The sequence below is a fragment of the Shimazuella soli genome, from assembly GCF_022511585.1.
Lineage (GTDB): Bacteria > Bacillota > Bacilli > Thermoactinomycetales > Thermoactinomycetaceae > Shimazuella > Shimazuella soli.
Window position 1 is genome coordinate 50,350 of record NZ_JAKWBN010000002.1, and the last position, 24,729, is coordinate 75,078.

Here is a 24,729-nt window from a genome sequence, read left to right on the forward strand (position 1 = left end):
CTGACTGCTGATGCAGATCACGATGGAGCAGGGCGTCCGCATTTTATATGGGGAAATTATTTACCTTTTGATTAAAGGGAATTATTTGTATATTAAATATAATTTTTGTGTTATGATGCTACTGCTCCCATTGCAACCAGACCAATGATTGGAGAAAAATGGCTACGAAGGATGATAACCAGAAGGAAGAGCTGATGGAGCTTCCGGAGTCAGAGCGGTTGATCGAAGAGGGACGAGAGCTTTTGGATTCCGTTTATTTTCGGATGAGACAGCGAAAGGTTCTCACCGAAGAAGAATTCCAAGCTCTGTGTCAGGCGAAGAAGAAGATGGAGAGGGCTTATTCAGCCATATCTATCAGACGGGAAAAGCTGGGCGATTCCATTTTTCACCTGAAAGATGCCATCGAGCCACTCCTCCAGAACTCTACCACCCTTCCGCTGTTTCTGGCGATCTGGAGGCGGAACGGAGCAGGGTTTGCGAATTTCTTTTCCCTCATCCTGCGATTCAGGAAAGGAAAAGGAAAGCTCATCAACGAAGCTTCGAAGTCGTCTTATCAACTCGCTTTCGAAGCGTTTTCTGAGCTGTCCGTCGAAGCTGGCAGTGAGGCCTTTAGAGAGCTTCCTGAGCCTGAGCGGCTTTTAGGAGAGTCGCAAGTACTGCTTGACTCTGTTTTCGAGCAGATAGGACAGGAGGAAGTCCTCTTTGCTGACGAATTCCAAGCCTTGTGCAGGGCGATCCTCACGATGGATAAGGCTTATTTCACTCTTTCTATCAGAAGAAAGAAGCTAGACCTGTCAATCGGCCACCTCAAGGATGTCATCGAGCGACTTGAAGCAGACGACAGGGTGGTCAGTATCGACACTCAGCGTTCCTTCGCGCATGCACACTCTGGATATCCCAACTAGCCGAGAGGGCGCAGACCGCAAGATCTGTGCCCGGGGGTAGATTATTTTCTTTTTAATTTGATCTATATAAATAGTATGTAAATTATGAATTATTTGTACCCGATATAAGAGTGACAATTACTCCTTGTGGAAATTAAAGCTGTTATTGTTTTTATATAAGTTCAAAGAGAAAATATTTCCATTGAAATATGATAAAATGATAAATGCAAATGATTTCTCAACATTTTATGTAAGCGCTTTATTTTTTATATGGAGTAATTATGGATTCGATTTTAAACATTTATTTCGTGTATCTGTACTACCTATTTTCAAAAGGGAGTGACAGGTTATGAGTGAAACAAAACATACTTATATACCGACCTCTGTAAAATGGGAAGAATCGAATTTATATCAATTTATGGCGGAGCAAGGTTTTTCTTCGATTGACCAGCTTCATCGAGCGATAGAGAAAAATCCAGCATGGTTTTGGGGAGAAATGGAAAAGGCTGTCGGTTTGACATGGCACACACCGTATACGAAAGTAATGGATGATTCAAGAGGTATAGCTTGGACACGTTGGTATACCGATGGACAAACAAATGTAGCATATGATGCTGTAGACAAACATGCTGGGGGGCTTCTAGCATCCAAAGACGCTATCATTTGGGAAGCAGACGGTGGAGAGACAAGAAGGCTTACTTATAAACAATTGTCCATCGAAACCGATCAGTTTGCCCATGGCTTGCTACGGTTAGGAGTGGCAAAAGGAGATCGGATTGTGATCTATCTTCCTATGATCCCTGAAACAGTTGTGGCCATGATGGGGGCAGCAAAGATTGGTGCTATCGTTATCCCTGTATTTTCTGGCTATGGAGCAGATGCAGTTGCTGCAAGGGTAGAGGATAGTAGAGCGAAAGTTTTAATTACTGCTGATTGTTTCTACCGGCGTGGGAAAAAGGTATCTATGGGCAAGGAAGCAGAGAAAGTAGTAGACAAATGTCCTTCTCTTTCCCATGTTATTGCAGTACAAAGAGATTCCAATGAATTTATTACCAGCAATCGACAAGTAGAATGGATAACCTATCAATCTTTATTGGCAGGAACCCCGAGCACTAGCCCACTCGTTTGGTTAGAGTCAGAAACACCTTGTATGCTGCTTTATACGTCTGGAACAACCGGTAAACCAAAAGGAACCGTTCATGTGCATGTTGGATTTCCATTAAAAGCTGCACAAGACTTGAAGTATGCTTTTCATTTTCAGCAGGAAGATACACTCTGCTGGGTAACCGATATGGGCTGGATGATGGGGCCGTGGATGGTTTTTGGGGCACTGCTGCTAGGTGGTAGTATTGTTTTATACGAAGGAACAGCTGACTATCCAAATTGCGGTCGACTCTGGAGTTTAGTAGCCAAACATCAGATCACTCATCTTGGTGTTTCCCCAACAGCAATACGAACGCTGATGAGTCAAGGTGATCATTGGGTAGAAGGACATGATCTTACTTCCCTAAAAGTGTTTGGTTCATCTGGTGAACCATGGAACAAAGATCCATGGATTTGGCTATTTGAAAAAGTAGGAAAGAGGAGATGTTCCATCGTAAACTACTCTGGTGGTACAGAAATTTCTGGTGGTATATTGTCCAGTTTTCCTGGCCTTCCCTTACAGCCTTGTTCCTTTCATGGACCGATACCAGGAATGATCGCAGATGTGGTCGATCAGGAAGGTTTATCCGTAAAAAATGAAGTCGGGGAACTGGTGATTCGGCAGGCTTGGCCAGGGATGACGAGAGGTTTTTGGCAAAATGCTGATCGCTATGAAAAATCATACTGGTCTAGGTTTCCTGATACATGGTTGCATGGTGATTGGGCAAGAACCAACGAAGATGGTTACTGGTTTATTGAGGGGCGCAGCGACGATACGCTGAAAGTTGCGGGAAAAAGAGTTGGGCCGATTGAATATGAGTCAGCACTTGTGTCTCATGAAGCAGTAGTAGAAGCTGCAACAATCGGTATACCGGATAAAGTAAAGGGAACGGTTGCTGTTTGTTTTGTTACCTTGCAAAAAAATGTGCAGGCAACAGAAGAATTGGAAGAAGAATTGAAAATGGTAATAATAGAGAAATTAGGTAAACCATTAAAACCAAAGACAATCCATGTTGTCAGTGAGTTACCCCACACAAGAAACGGGAAGATACTACGGCGTGTTTTAAGGTCTGCCTATTTAAAGGAGAAATTAGGGGATCTGTCATCACTAGAAAACATACATGCAATTGAGGAAATTCAATCTCTCTTATAAAAGAGGAATAAGGTGTATGGGTTATATTATTCATACACCTTTTATTCTTAGTATACAATTCTATGTGAATGATGAAATTATCGACGGGCGAATTGATGATTCGCCCTGTGCTCCCCAATGGTCATCATTTCAACCATGGGAACCACTTTCTTCCATTATCTTGATGAGAATCTTTGAGATAGCAAAGGAATGATCTCCACTGAGTCGGTGGATGCGAATCGAGGAGCTGGCTCGCAGCCTCACTCATTTACTTCTGTTTTCGGCGGGATAGGCTTCATAGAGCGTTATAAAAAAATACTCTAACTTACAACTGTTTCAACAACAGTAAGCGTCTTATTATATGTATTTAAGTTAACCATTGCCCCAATCGGTACGGTCGTTTTATATGTCCCATGAGCTGTTCGCAGATTGGTTACTAGTGGCTTCCCAAGCGGCACAAGTAAATTCTCTATCAACTCATCATAAGAATCTCCATAAGAAATAGGACAGTCTGTACATTGCCCCATGACAATACCAAGACAATCTCGAAACTTTCCTGCTAGGATCATGCGGGTTAAGTCCCGATAAATTTTATCTGTCGCTTCATGTATCTCTTCCAGTACAATGATTTTCCCAGTTGTATCGATCTCATACGGTGTTCCTATTGTATCTGCAAAGGATGTTATATTTCCTCCGACTATCGGTCCTGTGACATTCCCTTGTACGAGACTTACTAAGGGGATACCAGGAGGATTTTCGATTACTTTTTGTTCGTTGATGACAGTTACAGTAGAAAAGAACTGTTCATAGTTAAAGGTAGGAGTAGTTGGTCTAAAGTCGATGAGCAGAAGGCTTTGAAAGGAGATCATATTCGAGAATTGGTATAAAATATTGAGAAGTATCGTGATATCGCTGTATCCCGTAACGATTTTAGGGTTTCTTTGAATCACATTATAATCTAAGTATGGGAGGATATCCTTGACTCCTGTACCTCCTCGGCTAGGCAAAATCATTTTTACCTCGCGATTTTCAAACATCCGCATCAAATCGCTTGCTCTATCTTGCGCAGGAGCCGCGACAATTCCTTCGTAATCATACACATGTTGTCCAACTAGTACTTGAAAGCCCATACTTCTAAGTACATTTATTCGTGCATTTATGGTACTTCTGGCAAGGGGACTTCCCAATGTGACTATTCCTATGGTGTCTCCAGTTTGCAAAAAAGGGGGTTTGATTGGCATATTTATACCTCCTGCCAACTTACTCCCTGTATCATATTGATGAAAAAATCGGTTTATGCAAGACAAGGACAGGATGTAGCAATAAAATTATATATCTTTAAATATGAGAAAAAGGTGATTTTTAGTTCTGGTTATTGCGAATATCCTTATTTTTCTATACGATTAACATATTGTTAACTCTGTAAGTAGGAGATGAAGAATTTGTGGAAAAATAAAGGACTATTTCTTGTTATTTCGTTTTTCTTTACCTTTGTTATCTTTGCCTCTTTTGATATTCCATCTGTGTATGCGACCACAAAAGTAGTCAAAAACGGAGATTACAAAATGACGATTGCGTATGATGATGATCAACTAAAAGATGTGGTCAGTCGATATGAAACAACGTTTAAACGTACTTACCCTCCGATGGCAGATGCATATAATCCTAAGAAAGCTCGAAAGGAATTTTTTGTGAAATTCGAAAAAAATAAAGATTACCCCATTGCCTATACCTTGGGTAATACGATTTATATTCATCCGGACTATGCGAAAAATAATCCTGATGATCAGGGAATGCTGGTACATGAGATGTGTCATATATTGCAAGCTTATCCAAATGGAGTGAAAGTTCCTAGTTGGTTTGTAGAAGGTTTTGCAGATTATGCTCGTTATCGATATTCAAATCTCGATAATTGGCGATTTCCAAAAGTGGACAAGAACCAAAAATATACAGATAGTTATCGGGTAACTGCTCGCTTTTTTATGTGGATAAATCACATTAAGTCCCCTGGGAGTATTCTAAAAATTCACCAGCGGGTGCAAAACAATTATTATTCTGATAATTTATTCGAAGAATACACGGGAAAAACATTGGATGAGCTTTGGCAAGAATATCAGCAAAAACCAGGACCTGTAGAGAGTTTGGATTGGAAAATCGCAGACAATAAAGCGAGGTACAATGGGGAGACAGGTGTTGGTACATGGGTGAAGTATATGGAGTTTTTTTATATACCAGGAAAGCAAAATTATATCCACACTCGAAGTAACAATGCTACTGAAGGTAATGTAAGCTATAAAATTGTGGATGCTAGCACTGGAAAAGAGGTTCACGCATATACTACATCGACCTTGAAACAAGATTCCATCAGTTCGATTGAACCACTTGGCAAAGATTCTGGGGAACCAGCAGAGGGGAAATATATTTTATATGTTCAAATCCCAAAAGGAATGAACATTGATTTTGAATTTAACCATGGAAATAAATTTTATTAAAGTAAAAAGAAGCGTACTGTCACTTAAGGGCAGTACGCTTCTTTTTTGAGAGCAAAAGAGATCATGCTTCAATGGTGTTAAATCTTAGGGATGAAACGCCAGCTTGTACATGCTGGTACCATGTATGAGGTAATCCTTTGGCGTAATACTTTTTATAATTTTTATCGAAATAAAGGTATACGGTTATATCTTCTGTTTTCATTGATCTTGTTTTATCATTCCAGCCTATCTTGCTCAGATCTTTTCTATCCCCGCATACCCGTATATGTTCGCCTTTAAAGTTTGCTTTTGAATATAAAGTCACGCAGTTGGAACCGCCGCCAGCAAAAGTAGAACTTGGTGCTGCCAATACATAGACAAGGGAAAATGCCATCAGCATCAAAAAGATTTTTTTCATAAAGAAACACTCCTTTGTTGATTATTACTTTTCTCCTTAAAATACCATAGTTGAAATAGAAGAGGGGTATTAGTTATAAGAATACAAAAAACATTCAATGATTATAAACTAAACGACAAATAGGAAAAAAATACTTCTTTTTTTCATCATTATGTATTCTCAATTTCTGTTAAAATTAATTTAAAAAAATAAATGTTTAAAGGAGGTAGTATTTTTTGGCTAATATATCGCTTATTTGGGGAAATATAAGGCAAAATTTCAAGCCGCATCTCCTCTTTTTTAGTATACATACCTTTTTTGGAATGGTTTATTTATGGAGTGAAATGCTCACTTCTCACCCTTGGTTTGGAAAATTTCTCAACTTGCAGGAGATCGATATTTTAGATATAAATCAGCTTCGTTCTCTGTTTCTTGGTTTTTTACTCTGGTCCGCTAGTTATCAAATAGCAAGCAGAAGAGGTACGGCTACAGCCGATATGTTAGATGACGCTTCTTGGAAACAGATGCGGAGCATAATTTTTGGAGAAAATTTGCTGCTCGGTTTGGCATCTTGGCTGATAAGTATCATCATTGGAACGTTACTTAGCTTATTGGTTTTTCCGTTATTTGGAATTTTGATGGAGACTCCAACTTTTCCATTTATTTTTCCAGTTTTGGCTATCGCAAAATCAGCATTGTTTTTTATTCCTGCTTTCGTTGCCAATGCACTGCTTATTTATTTTTTTCTATATCCAAAGAAAAAAGTATGGAATGCTTATGGAAAATGGCAGTCGTATACATGGGTGATCGTGGCCGCAGTTTTGTTGTTAGGCTTGTATCTATATGTGTCTTTTTTTGCTAGTCCGAGTTTAAGACAAAGTGTTTGGTTCTATCTATTCATTGGTTTCTTTTTTGTTGGTGCCATTATTTTATTAGTTATCTTAGATAGAAAAATCGGTTATATTTCCATTTTTTCCAATCAGCGATTTTTTGGCGGTCTGACAGGGAAGATTCTAGTTGTTTTTTTGGCTGTCCTCTCCTTCCTTTCTTCGATTCAAGAAATGAAAATATTGTTCACGAGCTATCAAACTCAACAAGATTATTATCAGGAAAATGCTTATACTTTTTATTTAGAAGCACTGTATCAAGATAAATCAAAGCTGCCTATTTATGAACAGGAATTGGAACAGGAATTAAAACAAAAGAAGGTGACCTATCACAAGCAGCAAGTAGATTTTTTGGTTCTTGAGGAGGCAGACGGAGTACGATCTCCTCTGACGCTGTCGTATTCCCAGTATGAAAAAGTAGCAAAACAGTTGGGACAACCTAAACCAACAAAATTAAAAGAAAATGAAGCGATTTATTTCTTTACTTCAGTTAACTCCTCTTACCAGAAAAAGAGTGAAATAGATGAAAAATCCATTGCTTTTATTGGCTATCCAACCGCTTTTCATCTGAAATCAAAAATAGGAAGTTTTATCCCAGGATATGATGTTATGGTTGTAGCCGATGAAGTATATGCGGAGATCCGAAACGTCGAAAGTCCAAATGTTAATTACGCTGTTCCAGATCGGTATGTATTGTACATGGTGCCAGCTTGGATGAAAAAAAATCCCACTTATGCATCACCGGAACTACAAGTAGGAACCAAGTTAATTAATCAAATTGAAAAGTCACCAAAGTTTATTTCCAATCAGGATCATATATTAAATGGATATGTTGGTGAAAATAAAAACTATGAATTGACCGTACGATCCCCCTATGGAATGGGGGTAAATGATATCCATTTTCTTTTCTTATCCTTGCTTAGAGGTTTGATCAGTCTGATATGGATGTTATTTCTTTATGATAGACGTAGCAAACAATGGTGGATTTCTTTTTATTATCCTTTGAGTTTGGCTATAGCAGCCAGTTTTGTTTTTAGTATCGATAAAGTAAGTATTACAGCCATTGCTGTCATAGTTCAAGTCGTTTGGATTCATCTATTTTTCAGTTTGGTTTCAAAGAAAAGATTTCATTTTTATCGTTAAAATCGTTCTTTTTCTTGGTTTTCGTAGCAAAAGCGACATAGTTGTGGTACGATCTCCTTTGTGAATAGATAAGCGTATAAGGAAGGAATAACAGAATAATGAATGTAGAGCAAATAAGAAATATCGCCATCATCGCTCACGTTGACCATGGGAAAACGACATTAGTAGATGCGATGTTAAAGCAGAGTCATATTTTCCGCCAAAATCAACAGGTGGAAGATCGTGTGATGGATTCCAATGAACTCGAGAGAGAAAGAGGAATCACGATTCTAGCGAAAAATACGGCGATTGAATATAAAGGAATCAAAATCAATATAGTTGACACCCCCGGGCACGCTGATTTTGGCGGGGAAGTAGAGCGTGTTATGAATATGGTTGATGGGGTGCTTTTATTAGTGGATTCGGTAGAGGGACCAATGCCCCAAACCAAATTTGTCCTCCGTCAAGCTATCGAACGTGGTCACAAAGCAATTGTAGTGGTGAATAAAATTGACCGGGATAATCGTCGTCCAGAAGAAGTAATCAATGAGACATTTGATTTATTTGTAGACCTCGGTGCGACAGATGAACAGTGTGATTTTCCTGTTGTTTATGCTAGTGCACTCAGCGGAATTTCTGGAATGGATTATGAAAATCTGACGGATACACTGGAGCCTTTGTTTGAAGAAATCATTACCCAGCTCCCTTCTCCACAAGTAGACGTAAATGGTCCTACACAAATGCAAGCTACTTTACTAGGTTTTGATGAGTACAAAGGACAGATTGTAATTGGTAGATTAGAGCGTGGATCAATTCGTAAAAACCAGCAACTTGTCCTATTAGCTGCTGATGGAACTAGCCGCAATGTCAAAGTTGGACAAGTTTATATTCACCGGGGGCTCGCACGTGTAGAAGTGGAAGAAGCTACTGCGGGAGATATCATTGCGCTTACTGGTGTAGAAAATGTCGGAATCGGGGATACGTTTGCTGATCCCGAGCATCCAGAGGCATTGCCTCCTATTACAGTAGAAGAACCGACTCTACGGATGACGATCGGAATCAATACAAGTCCATTTGCCGGTCAAGATGGTACATTTGTAACTTCTCGGAAATTGAGAGAGCGTCTCTATCGAGAAGCAGAAGCAGACGTTGCTTTGCGTGTAGAAGATACCGATTCGTCGGATCAATTTATTGTTTCTGGTCGCGGAGAGTTGCATCTTGGGATTTTAATCGAGAATATGCGCCGGGAAGGCTACGAATTTCAAGTGAGTAAACCGGAAGTAATCTTAAAAGAGATTGATGGTCGCAAAATGGAACCAATGGAAGTTGTGGATATTGAAGTGAGCAATGATTACCAAGGTGCTGTTGTAGAACTACTTGGTATTCGCAAAGGGCAATTACAAGATATGGTAGTACTCGATAGCGGGAATATTCAGTTTAAATATTTAGCTCCTTCACGTGGTCTGCTCGGTTTCCGTCAACAATTGCTGACCGCTACACGCGGGGAAGCACAGATGCATACATTACTTGCGGGGTATGAGCCTTATGCAGGTGAAATTCAGACAAATGATTTTGGTTCCCTCATTGCTTGGGAAACGGGCACAGCGACAACATATGCCTTACATGCATCACAAGATCGAGGCCAAATGTTTATCACTCCTGGGACAGAAGTATACGAGGGAATGATCGTAGGTCAACATATCCGTGATACGGATCTGGAAGTAAACGTATGTAAAAAGAAACACCTGACTTCCATACGCAGTGCTACAAAAGAAGAAACGCTCAAGTTAGATGCACCGCGTCAAATGACGATTGACGATGCAATTGAGTATTTGAAAGAAGATGAACTCTTAGAAGTAACTCCTAAAACATTCCGGTTGCGTAAAAAGTACTTGAACAAAAACGAACGTGCAAAACACAATCGACAAAAGAGATAATATATTTGTTTTGAATAAGGGAAGGTTAAGAAAAGTGAGCTCCTAAAAAGTACTATTTCTGGAGTTGTTCATAACCTTTCCTTTTTGTATGTTTTCTCTTAAGATTAGGGGTAGAGCACGAGTGTAGGAGTGAATGAGATGACGAAAAAAATCTTAGTAGTAGAAGATGAACCTTCCATTGTAAAACTGATTGAATTTAATTTAACAAAAGAAGGATTTAGTGTGGATAGTGCTCTTGATGGGGATATTGCATTACAAAAAATAAAAGTGGATATGCCTGATCTGATCGTGCTGGATTTGATGCTCCCGCGAATTGATGGATTAGAGGTCTGCCGTCGTATTCGTGCGGAAAAAGAACATATCCCTATATTGATGTTGACAGCAAAATCAGATGAATTTAATAAAGTACTCGGTTTGGAACTGGGTGCAGATGATTATATGACGAAACCATTTAGTATTCGAGAATTAACTGCAAGAGTGAAAGCAATTTTTCGCCGCATGGAAGCAGTCAGAAGAAGTGATGAAGATACCAAACCTCCGGAGAGAAGTATTCAAATCGGCGATATTTTGATTGATACAGATGGGTATGAAGTGACGAGAAATGGACAACCGATCGAGCTGACGCCAAAAGAGTTTGAATTACTGATTTATCTTGCTAACCATCGTGGAAAAGTATTATCGAGAGATCAACTGCTCAACGCTGTTTGGAACTACGATTTTGTAGGGGATTCCCGTATCGTAGATGTTCATGTCAGCCATCTGAGGGATAAGATAGAGTTAGACTCAAAAAAGCCGCTTTATATCAAGACAGTACGCGGTGTGGGTTATAAGCTTGAGAGCAAAGAAGAAAAATAGGCTAGAGAAAAGAAATGATAAGTGAGGGGGTGGGTGTTTGGAAACATTAGTAAAGAAAATACTAGACTTGCAAGAGAGCACCAATCGGATGAATAGTGTGATTGAGTCCCTGGATACTGGTTTGATGATGGTAGACTACCATGGATATATCAAATTAGTAAACCGTGCTTTTGGAAGTATGTTTGATTTACCGGTTGAGCAAATGGTGGGGGAACATTACGATGTTTACTTATCTGCTTATAATCTTCGTCCCTTGTTGAACGAATGCATGGAATCAAATATTCCCGTTCGATTGGAAATTCCCTTATTCTATCCGCAAGAAAGAATTATAGAAGCGAGCCTCACACCCATTGAAGAAAACTCGCAGCAGTTTGGTATTGTGGCGATTTTCCGTGATTTGACGGCATTTCGGCGCTTGGAGGAATTGCGCCGAGACTTTGTGGCCAATGTATCACATGAGTTAAAAACACCACTTACCTCTATTGTAGGTTTTACAGAAACATTGCTGGATGGTGCACGAAAAGACCCGGATACTTGCAAAGAATTTTTGCAGATTATTTACAAAGAAGGGTTACGGTTGCAGCGTTTAGTGTCTGATCTCTTGGATTTATCTAAAATCGAGTCAAAACAAGTTTCGATCAAGATGGAAGTCGTCTCCGTACAATTGGTTGTTCATGATGTAGTGGAAACGTTGATTGAACAGATGCAAGCAAAAAATTTACGCTTATTGACAGATGTTGCACCGCTGATGGTCAAGATGGATACGGATTGCGTAAGGCAAATATTAGTGAATTTACTAGCGAACGCAATGAATTATACACCTGTTGGCGGCAAAGTGACAGTCAAAGTAAAACAAGACGACAGACACTGGATGCTACAAGTGATGGATACGGGAATCGGGATTCCAGAACGAGATCAACCTCGAATTTTTGAGCGGTTTTACCGAGTGGATAAAGCACGTTCTCGTAACTCTGGTGGTACAGGGCTTGGATTAGCTATTGTGAAACATTTGGTAGAATTGCATCATGGAGAGATTGAAGTGGAGAGTACCGTTGGAAAAGGAAGTATTTTTACCGTTCGTTTTCCTTTGGAATATAGTGACACTTAACAAACCCGAATAAAAGGCTTGGGTTTGTTTTTTATTCTGGTTTAATCCATAATAAAAAAAGCCAGCAAACCTGCTGACTTTTTTGCTGTTCAACCAAATTGTCCTGAAAGATAACGTTCTGTACGTTGATCATTAGGAGATTGGAATAAAATATCTGTCTCCTTTGCTTCTACAATTTCTCCATGCAAAAAGAAGGCCGTTTGGTCAGAAATACGCTTTGCTTGCTGCATATTATGGGTCACAACTATGATGGTGTAGTTTTCTTTTAGGGAAAGAATAAGTTGTTCAATGTGTTCTGTAGAAATGGGATCGAGTGCAGAAGCCGGTTCATCCAAAAGGAGTATTTCTGGTTCTACAGCAAGCACACGAGCGATAACTAACCGTTGTTGCTGACCGCCGGAAAGCCCCAATGCAGAAGCGTGAAGTCGGTCTTTTACTTCATCCCATAAGTGGGCTTGGTGTAATGTTTTTTCTACAATTGCATCCAATTGCTTTTTTTGTTTTATTCCATGTATACGTGGTCCATAGGCGATATTGTCATAGATCGATAAAGGAAAGGGGATGGGTTGTTGAAATACCATTCCCATTCTCTTGCGAAGGGAGACGACATCGGTTTTGGAGTCATAGATTTCTGTTTTTCCTAAACGAATAGAACCATCTGCTCGAAACATAGGAATATAATCATTCATCCGGTTTAAACTTCGCAGCAAGGTAGATTTTCCACAGCCGGATGGTCCAATCAGTGCGGTTACTGTCTTCGATGAGAAAGTTATCGAGATGTTATTTAAAGCATGTTTTTCACCGTAGTACACGTTGAACTGATCTACTACAAGCATTTACGATCCCTCCTTTATCCAAATTTCCCGCTTAAATAATCGTGTGTTCGTGATTGCTGCGGTGCTGTGAATATTTGCTCGGTATGCCCTATTTCTACCATGTTTCCAAGATGGAAATAGGCAGTGTAATCCGAAATGCGGGCAGCTTGGTGCATATTGTGAGTGACAATTACAATCGTAAAATCACGTTTTAGCTCTTGTAACAATTGCTCAATTTTTTCTGTTGAAATCGGATCAAGTGCTGAAGTAGGTTCATCCAATAAGATAATACTTGGATTCATTGCGATCGTTCTTGCGATACAAAGTCGCTGCTGCTGTCCGCCGGATAGTTGTAAGGCTGAATCCTGCAAGCGATCTTTCACTTCATCCCAAAGTCCTACCCGCTTCAAACTTTCTTCAACAACCGCTTCGATATCTTTTTTGGAAACACCATGTATCCGCAGGGCAAATGCAATGTTTTCAAATATCGATTTAAAGAAAGGATTTGGTTTTTGAAAGACCATCCCTACATGTTTACGCAACGCCGTTGCTTGTATGGATTCTGTTTGAATGTTAACTCCATCTATAAAAATATCCCCTGTTATCTTGGCTCCTGGGATCGTATCATTCATTCGATTGATACTGCGCAGTAAAGTTGATTTTCCACAGCCGGATGGTCCGATAAACGCTGTGATCGTTTTATCATAAAGGGTAATATTGATGTCTTTTAATGCATGAGAACTGCCATAGTAAACGTTTAGCTTGTTTGTTTTCACTGTGACATTAGTCGATAGATCTGCGTCTCGTTTTTTTACATAAGGGAAATCCAGCATCTTATCTTCCCTCCAATCATGATGATGTCAATCTACGATAGATATATTTACCGAGCAGGCGGGCGAAGATAGTGAATAAAAGGACAACACAAATTAAGATAAATGCCGAACCGCCAGATACAATAGCTGCTGTTTGTGTAGATAAACTATCAGAATTCACTTTCCAGATATACACCGACAAGGTAGCCGCTGGTCGGAATGGATTGAGTGGAGAGCTGACAGCAGTAGGGTCCCAGTTGGTAAAATCAAGATTTGGGGAGCTCATTCCAGCAGTAAAGAGCAGAGCTGCTGCTTCTCCAAAAATACGTCCTGCTGCTAAGATGGTCCCCGTAACAATACCTGGTAAAGCTACTGGAAGCATGATTTTGGTGATTGTTTGCCAATGGGTAATCCCCAATGCCAATGAAGCTTCTTTTTGATCTTTTGGGACTGCGGTAATCGCTTGTTCCACTACTCGTACCATCAGTGGCAGATTAAAGATGGTAAGTGCGAGTGCACCACCAGCTAAGGTGTAGCCCCAACCAGTATATTGAACCAAAAGCAAGAGGCCGAATAGTCCGATGATGATTGATGGCAAGGAAGACATCACTTCCATACATAACCGCAGAAACTTGGTAAAACGAGTTGGCTTGGCGTATTCTGCCATATAAATTCCGCCGCCGATTCCAATTGGTAACGTAATGATCATCGTGAGAATGAGCAAATAAAAAGAGTTGAACAACATCGGAGCAATTCCGCCAACTTCTCCTAAAATATAGGAACCAGGAGCCTCAGTTAAGAAGTCCCAAGATATATACGAAATACCTTTAAAGAGAATGAAGCCCAATAACCCGATTAAAGTACAGACAATAAGAATAGCTACAAGATAAAAGAAAAGGGTTGCCAAACGGTCCATTTGTTTTGCGTTCATGAGACATCCCTCCGGCGGGTAATCAAGCGAATAACAAGGATAAATACCAGTGTCATCAAAAGAAGAACTAGTGCCATCGACCAAAGGATTTGGTTAAAGGTTTCGCCCGGAACGGTATTTCCCATGTTTTGTGTGATCATACTGGTTAAAGTATGGATCGAGATAAAGAAATGAAAAGGGGCATTTGGTACATTACCAATGACCATTTGTACAGCGAGAGCTTCTCCGAAAGCGCGTGCCATCCCTAAGACAACAGCAGTCATCAATCCGGGCAGTGCTGTTTTTAAGACAATTTTCCAGATGGTCTGCCAACGTGTAGCCCCTAGGGCATAAGAACCTTCCCGGTATTTTTGCGGTACGGCTTCAATGGCATCTACACTGATGCTGATAATAGTTGGGAGGATCATAATGGACAGAACCAAAATTCCAGATAAAAGCCCAAAACCTATTCCTCCAATAAGTTTACCGATAAAAGGAACTAATAGCGTTAATCCAATAAATCCATAGACAACAGAAGGAATCCCTACTAATATCTCCGTTGCAGGCTGTAAAACTTTTTTCCCCCATTTGGGTGCAATTTCCGTCATGAAGATAGCAGCACTTATCCCAAGCGGTGCACTGATAAGGGTGGCACCAATGGTGACCATAAAGGACCCAAGCATGATATAGAGCGAGCCAAATTTATTATCCTGCGGACTCCAATTGGTGGAAAAAAACTGGCTGAGTGTTATCTCTCCATTTAGAAAGGGTTGTAATCCTTTGGAGGTGATAAACCAAAGCAAGGATAACAAGATAAGAATCACAATCCATACACTGACATACGTAATCGAGCGTCCGCGCCATTCTGTCCAGAAGATTCGTCTGGCTGGAGTCTGTAGCTTCTCCGCTAAAGAAGTATTGCCTCTTTCTTTCATTGAAGAACTCCTCTCAAAAGAAAATAAGGAGCCTATTTCCCTGAAATAGGGCTCCCTTTCCTAGTTGTGTCGTCATTATTTCACGTTGCCAGAGGCATCTCTTTCTACTTTCATATTTGTGATAGGAATATAATTTAATTTCGTTACAAGTCCTTTTTGTACTTCATCGGAAAGAATATATTTGATAAATGCTTCTTCGAGTGGTTTGTTTTTGCCGTTGGCATTGGTATAGATGTGTTCGTAAGCCCATACTTTCCATTTATTTGTGGTGACATTTTCATTGGTAGGTTGAACCCCATCCAATGTCAGTGCTTTCACCGTATTATCGACATAGGAGAAGGCGAGATAACCGATAGCACCTTGTGTTTGACCGATAATTTTTCTAACGGTACCAGAGGAATCTTCTACGATGCCGCCTTTACCGCGAAATTCTTTATTATCTTTGAGGGCAAATTTCGCAAATGCAGCTCGTGTTCCAGAGCTTTCTGAGCGGTTAACGAGTACAATTGCTTGGTCTTTTCCGCCGACTTCTTTCCAGTTTTTAATTTTACCTGTGAAAATGTCGATCAATTGCTGCTGGGTAAGATTCGTAACACCTACGTTTGGGTTGACGACAGGGGCAATCCCAACGACAAACGCTTTGTGATCTACTAGTTTGGAGGCATCGATCTTTTGTTTTTCTTCTGCAAATATATCGGAATTGCCTAGGTCGGCAGTATCATTCATGGCTGCGGTTAATCCTTGTCCACTTCCTCCGCCTTGTACATTGATTTGTACACCCGGGTTGTTGGACATGAAAGTTTTGCTTGCTTCTTCAACAAATGGCTGCATAGCTGTAGATCCTACAGATGTTAGATTTCCAGATAATTGTTTGTTATTTTGATTATCTGCTGTACTGCTGCAAGCTACGAGCACGGTACTGAATGCTAGCCCGATAAGTCCACTTGCTAAAATGCGCTTTTTTATCTTCACAAAAGATTCCTCCTAAAATGGATGATCAGATCTTCGATTCCTCTCCACTATACGTGTGAACTGTTGTTGAAGAATGAAGGGAATGTAAACCTAATGTAAAGGAATGTTACGATTCGGTTAATTTTTTGTGTTTTAAAAATATTATTTTTAGTTTATAATTATTAAAGTTAAGTTGTGTTATTTTAAGAGATTAGTGGCCGATGATAGGAAGAACATTTATGATGGAAATATCGGAGGAATGCCAAAAAACTTAAGGGGAATGCGTATGATCAAACGGAAAATCTATGCTTGGCTTCTCCAGTCCCTTGTTATTTTTCTGTTTTTATCGATTTATTGGGGTGGGGGCCTTTTTACCTCTTTCTTAGGACTATTTTCAGGTTTTCTGCTTTCTATTTCCGGAATCATCCTCTTACCTTTTTCCATCCTGATCGATTTTTTTACCAAACGGTTGTCATCAGCCTTACAGGTATTTGTTTCATTTTTTCTTCATATAGGCGTCAGCATCGCATTTTTTCTCGCTGCTCAAGGCTGGATGTTTGCTTTGCTCTTTGGTTTTCTGTATTGGTTGCTTGATGTGGGATTGAAATGGAAACAAAACAAGCAAAAAGACCAAATCGTTTGATTGGTCTTTTGGTCATTTATATGCTCGTTCATTATATACTGGCCGCCCTGCACACGATGTTGCTTGTGTGAGGGCGTGGCCTGGAAGGAGTCACTGGGACTCGACGGAAAGGAACAGCTCTCCAGCCCGCTTCTTAGCTTCGCGGAGTGCTTTCATACCGTTTTTGAAAGAGTTGAATCCTGCCTGAATGTCGTCGAGGCATCCTTTCTGGATGATATCAGGCTTGACCAGTCCGGTCTGGTGCGGAGATAGGGCGAGGTCGAAGAGTCCCTTCATACCAGTGGAGATCTTCTTTTGTGCTTTGTAGAAGAACTTAGCTACCTCCGAGAGGTACTCCCTGAGTTCCTCATCCTCAATTTCCTTCAGTGCTTCCTTGACAGCAACGATTACAGGCTCGGCCTTGGAGATGAACTCCAGAGGATTTTCACGATCCGTAACCAGCTTCTCCGCCTCAGGAAGAAGGTTGACGAGTGCGACGATGTTTTTCCGAAGTTCCGGAGTCATACCAGTACCTTTCCAGTCCGTTGAATGACTTTATCCTATCGCCAAATGAAGAGAATGTAAATGGAGTGGGGAATTTACCTAATTATATATATTTTCTTACCTCTAATTTCGGTGGGCGGTATGCCGGGGGCACACCGCCTGTTCACTAGCTATCCGTCCACTCGATCTTCGTCTTGATTGGGAGAGAGCAGGTCTTCAAGCTTCTTGATTCGCGCTTCGTGTTCTGACACCTTCTGTTGCATCAGTACCAGAACCCGAAGCAGATCGATCACGATCCCCAGTAGCCTTGCAACCCCTCGTGCTTTTACAACCTGAGGGGAATTGAGCTGTTCTGCTTTACGGAGGATTTCAGGAATGGATTGTGTCACAGGTTTATCCTCTCTAGCGGACACGGGAATGCATATTTATACATTCAATCGGATTATAATTCATTATAGATGCTATGACAACATAAAAAAATCTAGAGTCTCAAACTCTAGATTTGTCTGTATTATCATTTTAGCTGTTGACTTTACCGGATATCTCATATTCAACTGTCACTAATTTAAAGCCAAATAACCACATACGGTGGGTTGCTTGTAATCTGCCGTACTCATCCACCCAAATTAAAAAGTGCTCATTTAGAGGAAGACGGAAGGAGTAGTTTTTTATCATTAAATAAATTCCTTCATCTCCTTTGCGTCCTCTTCTTGGCAAGCTTGTGATCTGTAAGGAGAGGTCAGCGCCGTGTTCCAGCCGTAAGATGCCTGTCAGATTTCGTTTCGGGATAGGAAGTGTGATGTGCAAGTATTGTTCGTTATCGTGATAATGATCAGAATAGATGGCGACAAACATCGTTTGATCGGTGCCCTTATAGGTACGAACCCAAGCGCGAAGATTTTTATTCCAATATTGCTTTTCGTTGCAAACAGCCATAATCTGACTGTCTATTTGGATAACTTCTTCCTGATTAGTAGGTAAATTGATTTGTTGGGTTTTCTTTGACCAAGCTTTATGTATTTTCGCTAAAAGCCGAAATCCGCGATGCCAAGTGATCTGGGCAGCGAGATCATAAAGCATCGTATTTTCATAGAAAGAACGGATTTTTGGATGGACTTGTGATGGGAAAAAATCGCTCCGGGCAAATTTTTCTAAGTTGTCGACCAAACCTGCATATTGTTGGGTTGGGTCAGCGAGTTTTTTTCTATCCAAAAAATTTTTTCCTATTTTGTTTTCACCATTAATATTCGTTTGCGGCAATCCATATAATACGGCGTTTTCCGACGGTTTCAGGTATACCCAGCCGAATAACCCTAACAGAACAAAACCAATGGCATTGGCAGCTCCGTGATAAACTTTCATTTGATCCATCGTCAGCCAATGGTGTCCGAGTAGAGTGGAGATACTGAAAGTGACCGATAGTAAAATGGTTAGAACGACAATGACAGCAGAAGCTTGCAGGGCAAGCCGTACAATGAGACGAGTTGCTTTCTTGCTGATATGTATCAAAACATAATAGCTGTAGACGAACAAACAAATGGAGTAGAGGAATACAGCTATTGTTTCCACGATATGATTGGTATAGATACCGACAGCAACGAAAAGGGGACTTGCCATTAAGCAAATAGTTGTCCAGCGGTAAAGGCGTCCGAGTTTTGAACCAGGACAGAGTTCCCTTCCTACTAGTCCGATAAACAAAGGCGAAAAGACAGCTGCAAAGTGAAAATGAGAAGCAGTTAACAGCAATATTTCACCACGGTAACCGAGTAAGCTGCCGCCAAAGCAGTATGCACTCAAGGCTGCTCCGCCGATAAACGAATAGATCAATCCAATGTCGATTGCATTTTCTTCTAATATATATGGGCCGCGTTCTAACATTCTTCTGATTCCATAGCCTGCTAAAGCAAGGAGGTAGATGGCCCATGGAATCGATAAAATTCCAGATGTCAAATGACCTGCTGGAAATAGAAATGCCAGTCCTATTGTACAAGCTACATATGGATGGTATCCCATTAAAAAATCATGATAACGTGAGTCACTTCCATCGCGTTTAATCGTAGGGACAAGAAATAAGAGTAGTGGGATCGCAAGAAATATAGAAATCAGTAATAGTCTTTCCAAACCATCTGCGAGCACGACAAATATGATCCATAGGATGGTAGAAATCAAAAAATTTCTTGCGAAAATATGGTTCATGCAAAATAAATTCCTTTTCTGTTTTTTTATTAGTCTATCATAAAAGTGCCTTCTGAGTATTCGGATTAAAATAAATTATAGTAAGGAGAGTAATGTAACTTACTGGAATTTTGCTGGAAACGCATGTGCGGATAGTGATACAATGAGTTGGAGTTTATTTTGATCGGGTAAGGTTGTGAAAGATATGAAAAAATTAATGTTAATTGACGGAAATAGTATTTTATATCGAGCGTTTTTTGCTCTTCCTCTACTTTCTAATTCTTCAGGTATTCATACCAATGCTGCCTACGGATTTGCGATGATGTTAGTGAAAATGTTAGAAGAAGAAAAACCGACTCATGTTTTAGTTGCCTTTGATGCGGGTAAAATGACATTTCGACATAAAGACTATGAAGCATACAAAGGAAAAAGAGATAAAACACCAGGGGAACTGTCCGAGCAAGTGCCATTGGTACAAGAGATACTAGATGCTTTTGCTATTCAAACCTATCAACAAAATGGGTTTGAAGCCGATGATATTATTGGTACACTGGCTGTTCAAGCGGAGAAAGAAAAAATAAATACGTTGATCGTTAGTGGAGATAAAGACTTATTTCAACTCATTGCTGATCATGTAACTGTACTACATACGAAAAAAGGCGTTACCGAAATCGATCGATATGATGAAGCAGCACTTCATGAGCGTTATGGGCTCCGTCCTGATCAAATTGTAGATTTAAAAGGATTGATGGGGGATCCTTCTGATAACATTCCTGGAATCCCAGGGGTAGGGGAAAAAACTGCCTTAAAATTGTTAGCCAAGTATCCAACTGTTGAAGAGATTATTGCCCATCCAGAGGCATATTCCGGAAAAAAACTTCAAGAAAAACTGCGGGAGTTTGCGGATGATGCCGTATTGAGTAAAAAATTAGCTACGATTCATACGGAAGTGCCGCTGCCGTTTTCTTTTGCTGAATTAAAATTGCAAGATTTTCAGCGGGATAAGGTTAGGGATGTTTTTTCACGTCTTGAATTTCGGACTCTCATGGATCGAGTGGATAAGTCTCCTCTTTTTGTTTCAGATGAAGAAGGAGAAATGGAGATTACAACTGCTGCTCATGATTACGTGCAGATCGAAGAATCAAATAAAGAGGAGTGGGCGCATTTGTTTCAGCAGTCTCCTCTGGCTGTTCATCTGGAAACAGATGTAGACAATCCTCATCGTGCAATCATTACTGGAATAGGTTTATCGAGTCCTGATGAAAATGTGTTTCTGCCACTTAAAGTTGCCAAGGATTGGGATGCTTTTCGTATATGGGTGGAGGATAAAGAAAAGCAAAAAGTCGTGTATGATTTAAAGCGAAGTAAGATTTTATTGGAAAGAGAACAAATTCCTATTCATGGATTTGTTTTTGATGTATTGCTTGCGGCATATGTGCTCAATCCATCGGAAACAAAGTTGGAGCTAAGCGATTTAGCTTTGCAGCAAAGTGTAGGTTATCTGCCTTCTGATGAGGAAGCTTATGGGAAAGGGGCAAAACGAAAACCGCTGACAGGAGATGCGCTGGCAAGCCATGTTACCAAAAAAACGGCAAAACTATTTGCTTTATACGATACATTACAAAAACAATTAGAAGAAAATGACTTGACCAAATTGCTATGTGAATTGGAGATGCCATTAGCAGCAGTTCTTGCTGATATGGAGGAATTTGGGGTCAAGGTAGATAAAACCCAATTAGAAGAGCTTGGTTTTACTTTTAAAGAGAAGATTGATCAATTAGAAAAAGAGATCATCGAATTAGCAGGTACAGCCTTTAATATAAATTCACCCAAACAACTATCAGAGATATTATTTGAAAAACTGGGCCTTCCAGTAATCAAAAAAACGAAGACTGGATACTCGACTGGAGCAGATGTTTTAGAAAAACTTGCTCCGCAGCATGAGATTGTCGAAAAAATTTTACACTATCGTCAGGTTGGAAAGTTATACTCCACTTATATAGAAGGATTAAAAAAGGAAATCGCTTCGGACGGAAAGATTCATACGCGATTTAATCAAACGATCGCAGCGACAGGGAGACTTAGCAGCACAGAACCAAACTTGCAAAATATCCCTATTCGTTTAGAAGAGGGAAGGCAAATTCGGCAAGTATTTGTTCCTTCAGAAGAAAACTGGGTGATTTTAGCTGCGGACTACTCTCAAGTAGAACTGAGAATATTAGCCCATTTATCCGAAGATCCTATCTTGCAGAGAGCTTTTCAAGAAGACAGAGATATTCATACTCAGACTGCAATGGATGTATTCGATGTAGATACGACAGAAGTTTCTTCTTTGATGAGAAGTAAAGCAAAAGCCGTGAATTTCGGGATTGTATATGGCATCAGTGCATTTGGTCTGTCGCAAAACATTAATATCCCACAAAAGGAAGCGAAGGAATTTATCGAACGTTACTTTGCTACTTATCCAAACGTCCGAAAATTTATGGATGAAGTGGTGATAGAAGCACGAAAAACAGGATATGTAACTACTTTGTTAAATCGTCGACGTTATCTTCCAGACATCAATGCTTCTCAGTTTAACGCGAGAAGTTTTGCTGAACGGACTGCGATGAATACACCTATCCAAGGCAGTGCAGCAGATATTATCAAAAATGCGATGGTTCATCTATATCGAGCTATGCAAGAACGTCAGTTAAAAAGTAGAATGTTACTGCAAGTGCATGACGAACTTATCTTTGAAGTTCCACCAGAGGAGCTGGAGGAGATGAAGAAATTAGTTCGTGAAGAGATGGAAAATGCAGTGCCGCTTAGCGTACCGCTCAAAGTAGATGTCAATATAGGCAAGAGTTGGTATGAAGCGAAATAAAGACATAATGAAAATAGAGAAAGAGGATGGAGAAATGCCAGAATTACCGGAGGTAGAGACAGTAAGACGAACTTTGTCTTCTCTTATCGTGGGGAAAACCATTCGTGAAGTTACCGTCTCTTTGCCTCGTATTATTCGCAAACCAGATGATATAAAGGAATTCGCTGATAAATTAGCAGGGACTACGATTACTTCTGTTGATCGAAGAGGCAAATTTCTAAAGCTATTTGCTGATCCATATGTATTAGTTTCACATTTGAGGATGGAGGGCAAATATCGGATGGCAAAGAGCACAGATCCAGTTGAAAAACATGATCACGTTATTTTTCATTTTACTGATGGTACAGAGTTACGCTACAAAGATGTACGTCAATTTGGAACGATGGATTTGTTTTTACGCGGGGAAGAGGACAATGATGCACCTCTTGGCAAATTGGGACCTGAACCACTGAGTGATGAGTTTACAAGGCAGTGGTTTCAATCTCAACTTAGTAAAAAAACGACAAAAATAAAAGCCTTACTGCTCAATCAACATTTTTTAGTTGGACTTGGTAATATATATGTTGATGAAGCTTTGCACCGGGCAAAAATTCATCCAGAGCGTGCAGCTAAAAGCTTAACGAAAAAAGAGGTATCTGAACTATTTCAAGCTATCCGGGAAACTCTGCAAACAGCGATCGATGCAGGTGGTTCATCTGTACGATCCTATGTGAATGGCCAAGGAGAAATGGGATATTTTCAATTGCAGATAAAAGTATACGGAAGAAAAAATGAGCCCTGCTACACATGTGGGAATCCTATCAGCAGATTAATTGTTGCTGGCCGCGGGACACATATTTGTAATACATGCCAGCATTAAATAGCTATGTTTTTCAATGAAGAAAGTATATGGTGATGATATGATATATGGATTGACAGGCGGGATTGCTACAGGCAAAAGTACAGTAGCTGAAATGCTTCGGGAACTTGGGGCATATATCATAGATGCAGATCAGATTTCGCGGCAAGTAGTAGAGCCAGATCAGCTCGGTGCAAAAAGGATAAGAGAACACTTTGGAAAAGAGCTCTTTACAGTAGATGGTCAGTTAAAAAGGGACAAGCTTGCTCAAATTATATTTCATAATTCCTCAGCAAGGAAACAATTAAATCATTTGCTGCATCCTATTATTATGAAGGAGATGCAGAGGCAAACGGATAAAATCCTCAAACAAGAGAAAGATGCTGTGGTGATTTGGGATATTCCTTTGTTGTATGAAGAAAATTTGACCAATTTTGTCCAAAAGGTTATTGTGATATATGTGCCTCAAGAGGTACAATGCAGGCGTTTGCAGTTACGCAACAACTTAAATCAAGAAGAAGCAGAGTCTCGTATTCAATCGCAACTGTCGATAGAAGAGAAAAAAAGTTTGGCGGACTACTTGATTGATAATAGTGGGACAGTTCAACAAACAAAGAGACAGGTAGTGGCATTATGGAATCATCTAACCTAAAGAAATGGATTGAGCCAGCCCTTCAGGCTCTTCCAAGAAAAAGGTTTATCGTAATTGGAATTATTTTCATTATTCTATCCCTTGTTATCGCATTTCCTCTGTTTAATCGTTGGATTTATCCGTTGGATTATGAGGACAATATTTTAAAAAGTGCAAAACAGACAAACACAGATCCATTTCTAATTATGGCTATTATCCGTGTGGAGACCAAGTTTGATCCGGAAAAACAGTCTCATGTTGGTGCACAAGGACTGATGCAATTGATGATCCCAACAGTAGACTATGCGATTAAAAAAGGAAATTTTTCACCTTCCATGCGACAATACATCAAAGTACCAGCAGTGAACATACAAGTCGGGAGTTGGTATTTAAGTGATCTAACCCGACAATTTAAAGGAAATAAAGTTGCAGTAATCGCAGCATATAATGCAGGACCTGCGCGAGTACAGAAATGGTTAAAAGACGGAACATGGGATGGGACAAGGCAGAATGTACAAAAGATTCCCTATGGGGAAACTAGACATTATGTACAACGGGTAACCTTTTTCTATGAAAAATACAAATCATTGTATATGGATCTAGTGAAAGATTAAGCGGACAGCTTTTATGTCCGTTTTTTCTTGTGAAAAGATTTCCTTATGATCTATCGAGACGAAAAATAGGCATGTCTTATTAGATGTTTTTATTGCAAAATGTGTCATACTGATTATAAT

The 24,729-nt window shown here is 40.0% G+C and carries 22 protein-coding genes; 12 read left to right on the top strand and 10 right to left on the bottom strand.

Features of this window, described 5'->3' with window-relative positions; genetic code table 11:
* The first annotated feature begins 158 nt into the window (after window positions 1-158).
* The gene (locus MK805_RS05195) at window positions 159-905 is read left to right on the top strand and encodes a hypothetical protein (RefSeq protein WP_240874437.1); all 747 of its coding nucleotides are present in this window, start codon (window positions 159-161) and stop codon (window positions 903-905) included.
* Between the two features lie 328 nt (window positions 906-1,233).
* Window positions 1,234-3,180, top strand: a complete 1,947-nt coding sequence (locus MK805_RS05200; RefSeq protein ID WP_240874439.1) for an AMP-binding protein — start codon at window positions 1,234-1,236, stop codon at window positions 3,178-3,180.
* A gap of 299 nt (window positions 3,181-3,479) precedes the next feature.
* On the opposite strand, the gene MK805_RS05205 is transcribed toward MK805_RS05200, so the two are convergent.
* Entirely contained in the window at window positions 3,480-4,400 is a 921-nt protein-coding gene (locus MK805_RS05205; RefSeq protein WP_240874440.1) for a S66 peptidase family protein, read from the bottom strand.
* 201 nt (window positions 4,401-4,601) lie between these two features.
* On the opposite strand from MK805_RS05205, the gene MK805_RS05210 reads away from it, so the two are divergent.
* On the top strand, window positions 4,602-5,651 hold the full coding sequence (locus tag MK805_RS05210) for a basic secretory family protein (protein ID WP_240874441.1): 1,050 nt from the start codon (window positions 4,602-4,604) through the stop codon (window positions 5,649-5,651).
* A gap of 61 nt (window positions 5,652-5,712) precedes the next feature.
* Here the strand turns inward: MK805_RS05210 and MK805_RS05215 are convergent, their stop codons facing one another.
* Entirely contained in the window at window positions 5,713-6,048 is a 336-nt protein-coding gene (locus MK805_RS05215; RefSeq protein ID WP_240874443.1) for a beta/gamma crystallin-related protein, read from the bottom strand.
* 215 nt (window positions 6,049-6,263) lie between these two features.
* On the opposite strand from MK805_RS05215, the gene MK805_RS05220 reads away from it, so the two are divergent.
* The 4 genes from MK805_RS05220 to pnpS all read left to right on the top strand — a co-directional run bounded on the left by MK805_RS05220 (window position 6,264) and on the right by pnpS (window position 11,936).
* Window positions 6,264-8,057: an ABC transporter permease family protein gene (locus MK805_RS05220; RefSeq protein ID WP_240874445.1), complete on the top strand. Its 1,794-nt coding sequence runs from the start codon at window positions 6,264-6,266 to the stop codon at window positions 8,055-8,057.
* A gap of 98 nt (window positions 8,058-8,155) precedes the next feature.
* Window positions 8,156-9,973, top strand: a complete 1,818-nt coding sequence (gene typA / locus MK805_RS05225; protein ID WP_240874447.1) for a translational GTPase TypA — start codon at window positions 8,156-8,158, stop codon at window positions 9,971-9,973.
* Window positions 9,974-10,111: 138 nt separating this feature from the next.
* Window positions 10,112-10,828, top strand: coding sequence for a response regulator transcription factor (locus tag MK805_RS05230; protein WP_240874448.1), 717 nt, complete (start codon window positions 10,112-10,114; stop codon window positions 10,826-10,828).
* Between the two features lie 37 nt (window positions 10,829-10,865).
* Entirely contained in the window at window positions 10,866-11,936 is a 1,071-nt protein-coding gene (pnpS, locus tag MK805_RS05235) for a two-component system histidine kinase PnpS (protein WP_240874449.1), read from the top strand.
* 89 nt (window positions 11,937-12,025) lie between these two features.
* On the opposite strand, the gene pstB (MK805_RS05240) is transcribed toward pnpS, so the two are convergent.
* From pstB (MK805_RS05240) to MK805_RS05260, 5 genes are all read right to left on the bottom strand, one after another.
* On the bottom strand, window positions 12,026-12,772 hold the full coding sequence (gene pstB / locus MK805_RS05240) for a phosphate ABC transporter ATP-binding protein PstB (RefSeq protein ID WP_240874452.1): 747 nt from the start codon (window positions 12,770-12,772) through the stop codon (window positions 12,026-12,028).
* 14 nt (window positions 12,773-12,786) lie between these two features.
* Window positions 12,787-13,584, bottom strand: a complete 798-nt coding sequence (gene pstB / locus MK805_RS05245) for a phosphate ABC transporter ATP-binding protein PstB (RefSeq protein ID WP_240874453.1) — start codon at window positions 13,582-13,584, stop codon at window positions 12,787-12,789.
* 16 nt (window positions 13,585-13,600) lie between these two features.
* The gene (gene pstA, locus MK805_RS05250) at window positions 13,601-14,494 is read right to left on the bottom strand and encodes a phosphate ABC transporter permease PstA (protein ID WP_240874454.1); all 894 of its coding nucleotides are present in this window, start codon (window positions 14,492-14,494) and stop codon (window positions 13,601-13,603) included.
* Window positions 14,491-15,408 carry a phosphate ABC transporter permease subunit PstC gene (gene pstC / locus MK805_RS05255; protein WP_240874456.1) on the bottom strand — a complete coding sequence of 306 codons (918 nt, stop codon included), beginning with the start codon at window positions 15,406-15,408 and terminating at the stop codon, window positions 14,491-14,493. The genes pstA and pstC overlap by 4 nt, the downstream gene beginning before the upstream one ends.
* Window positions 15,409-15,483: 75 nt before the next feature.
* Window positions 15,484-16,374 (bottom strand): phosphate ABC transporter substrate-binding protein PstS family protein, encoded by an 891-nt coding sequence (locus tag MK805_RS05260; RefSeq protein ID WP_240875137.1) that lies wholly within the window; start codon window positions 16,372-16,374, stop codon window positions 15,484-15,486.
* Window positions 16,375-16,645: 271 nt separating this feature from the next.
* Here MK805_RS05260 and MK805_RS05265 point away from each other — a divergent pair, with 271 nt between their 5' ends.
* Entirely contained in the window at window positions 16,646-17,002 is a 357-nt protein-coding gene (locus MK805_RS05265) for a hypothetical protein (protein ID WP_240874458.1), read from the top strand.
* A 90-nt stretch (window positions 17,003-17,092) separates the two neighbouring features.
* On the opposite strand, the gene MK805_RS05270 is transcribed toward MK805_RS05265, so the two are convergent.
* The 3 genes from MK805_RS05270 to MK805_RS05280 form a co-directional block, all read right to left on the bottom strand.
* Entirely contained in the window at window positions 17,093-17,506 is a 414-nt protein-coding gene (locus MK805_RS05270; protein WP_240874460.1) for a hypothetical protein, read from the bottom strand.
* A 149-nt stretch (window positions 17,507-17,655) separates the two neighbouring features.
* Window positions 17,656-17,898, bottom strand: coding sequence for a hypothetical protein (locus MK805_RS05275; protein WP_240874462.1), 243 nt, complete (start codon window positions 17,896-17,898; stop codon window positions 17,656-17,658).
* 106 nt (window positions 17,899-18,004) lie between these two features.
* Window positions 18,005-19,681, bottom strand: coding sequence for a YndJ family protein (locus tag MK805_RS05280; RefSeq protein WP_240874463.1), 1,677 nt, complete (start codon window positions 19,679-19,681; stop codon window positions 18,005-18,007).
* Window positions 19,682-19,865: 184 nt separating this feature from the next.
* On the opposite strand from MK805_RS05280, the gene polA reads away from it, so the two are divergent.
* Genes polA through MK805_RS05300 form a run of 4 tightly spaced genes read left to right on the top strand, consistent with a single transcriptional unit; the run spans window position 19,866 to window position 24,609 of the window.
* A complete protein-coding gene (polA, locus tag MK805_RS05285; RefSeq protein ID WP_240874465.1) occupies window positions 19,866-22,526 on the top strand; it encodes a DNA polymerase I in 2,661 nt (886 codons plus the stop codon).
* A gap of 34 nt (window positions 22,527-22,560) precedes the next feature.
* A complete protein-coding gene (gene mutM / locus MK805_RS05290; RefSeq protein WP_240874466.1) occupies window positions 22,561-23,385 on the top strand; it encodes a DNA-formamidopyrimidine glycosylase in 825 nt (274 codons plus the stop codon).
* A 16-nt stretch (window positions 23,386-23,401) separates the two neighbouring features.
* The gene (gene coaE / locus MK805_RS05295; protein ID WP_240874468.1) at window positions 23,402-24,016 is read left to right on the top strand and encodes a dephospho-CoA kinase; all 615 of its coding nucleotides are present in this window, start codon (window positions 23,402-23,404) and stop codon (window positions 24,014-24,016) included.
* Entirely contained in the window at window positions 23,998-24,609 is a 612-nt protein-coding gene (locus tag MK805_RS05300; protein WP_240874474.1) for a lytic transglycosylase domain-containing protein, read from the top strand. Before coaE ends, MK805_RS05300 begins: the two co-directional genes overlap by 19 nt.
* Window positions 24,610-24,729 lie beyond the last annotated feature (120 nt).

Coding starts and splice junctions, on each gene's coding strand:
- MK805_RS05195 (WP_240874437.1), top strand. CDS start 159: ATGGCTACGAAGGATGATAACCAGAAGGAAGAGCTGATGGAGCTTCCG.
- MK805_RS05200 (WP_240874439.1), top strand. CDS start 1,234: ATGAGTGAAACAAAACATACTTATATACCGACCTCTGTAAAATGGGAA.
- MK805_RS05205 (WP_240874440.1), bottom strand. CDS start 4,400: ATGCCAATCAAACCCCCTTTTTTGCAAACTGGAGACACCATAGGAATA.
- MK805_RS05215 (WP_240874443.1), bottom strand. CDS start 6,048: ATGAAAAAAATCTTTTTGATGCTGATGGCATTTTCCCTTGTCTATGTA.
- typA (WP_240874447.1), top strand. CDS start 8,156: ATGAATGTAGAGCAAATAAGAAATATCGCCATCATCGCTCACGTTGAC.
- MK805_RS05230 (WP_240874448.1), top strand. CDS start 10,112: ATGACGAAAAAAATCTTAGTAGTAGAAGATGAACCTTCCATTGTAAAA.
- pstB (WP_240874452.1), bottom strand. CDS start 12,772: ATGCTTGTAGTAGATCAGTTCAACGTGTACTACGGTGAAAAACATGCT.
- pstB (WP_240874453.1), bottom strand. CDS start 13,584: ATGCTGGATTTCCCTTATGTAAAAAAACGAGACGCAGATCTATCGACT.
- pstA (WP_240874454.1), bottom strand. CDS start 14,494: ATGAACGCAAAACAAATGGACCGTTTGGCAACCCTTTTCTTTTATCTT.
- pstC (WP_240874456.1), bottom strand. CDS start 15,408: ATGAAAGAAAGAGGCAATACTTCTTTAGCGGAGAAGCTACAGACTCCA.
- MK805_RS05265 (WP_240874458.1), top strand. CDS start 16,646: ATGATCAAACGGAAAATCTATGCTTGGCTTCTCCAGTCCCTTGTTATT.
- MK805_RS05270 (WP_240874460.1), bottom strand. CDS start 17,506: ATGACTCCGGAACTTCGGAAAAACATCGTCGCACTCGTCAACCTTCTT.
- MK805_RS05280 (WP_240874463.1), bottom strand. CDS start 19,681: ATGAACCATATTTTCGCAAGAAATTTTTTGATTTCTACCATCCTATGG.
- polA (WP_240874465.1), top strand. CDS start 19,866: ATGAAAAAATTAATGTTAATTGACGGAAATAGTATTTTATATCGAGCG.
- mutM (WP_240874466.1), top strand. CDS start 22,561: ATGCCAGAATTACCGGAGGTAGAGACAGTAAGACGAACTTTGTCTTCT.
- coaE (WP_240874468.1), top strand. CDS start 23,402: ATGAAGAAAGTATATGGTGATGATATGATATATGGATTGACAGGCGGG.
- MK805_RS05300 (WP_240874474.1), top strand. CDS start 23,998: ATGGAATCATCTAACCTAAAGAAATGGATTGAGCCAGCCCTTCAGGCT.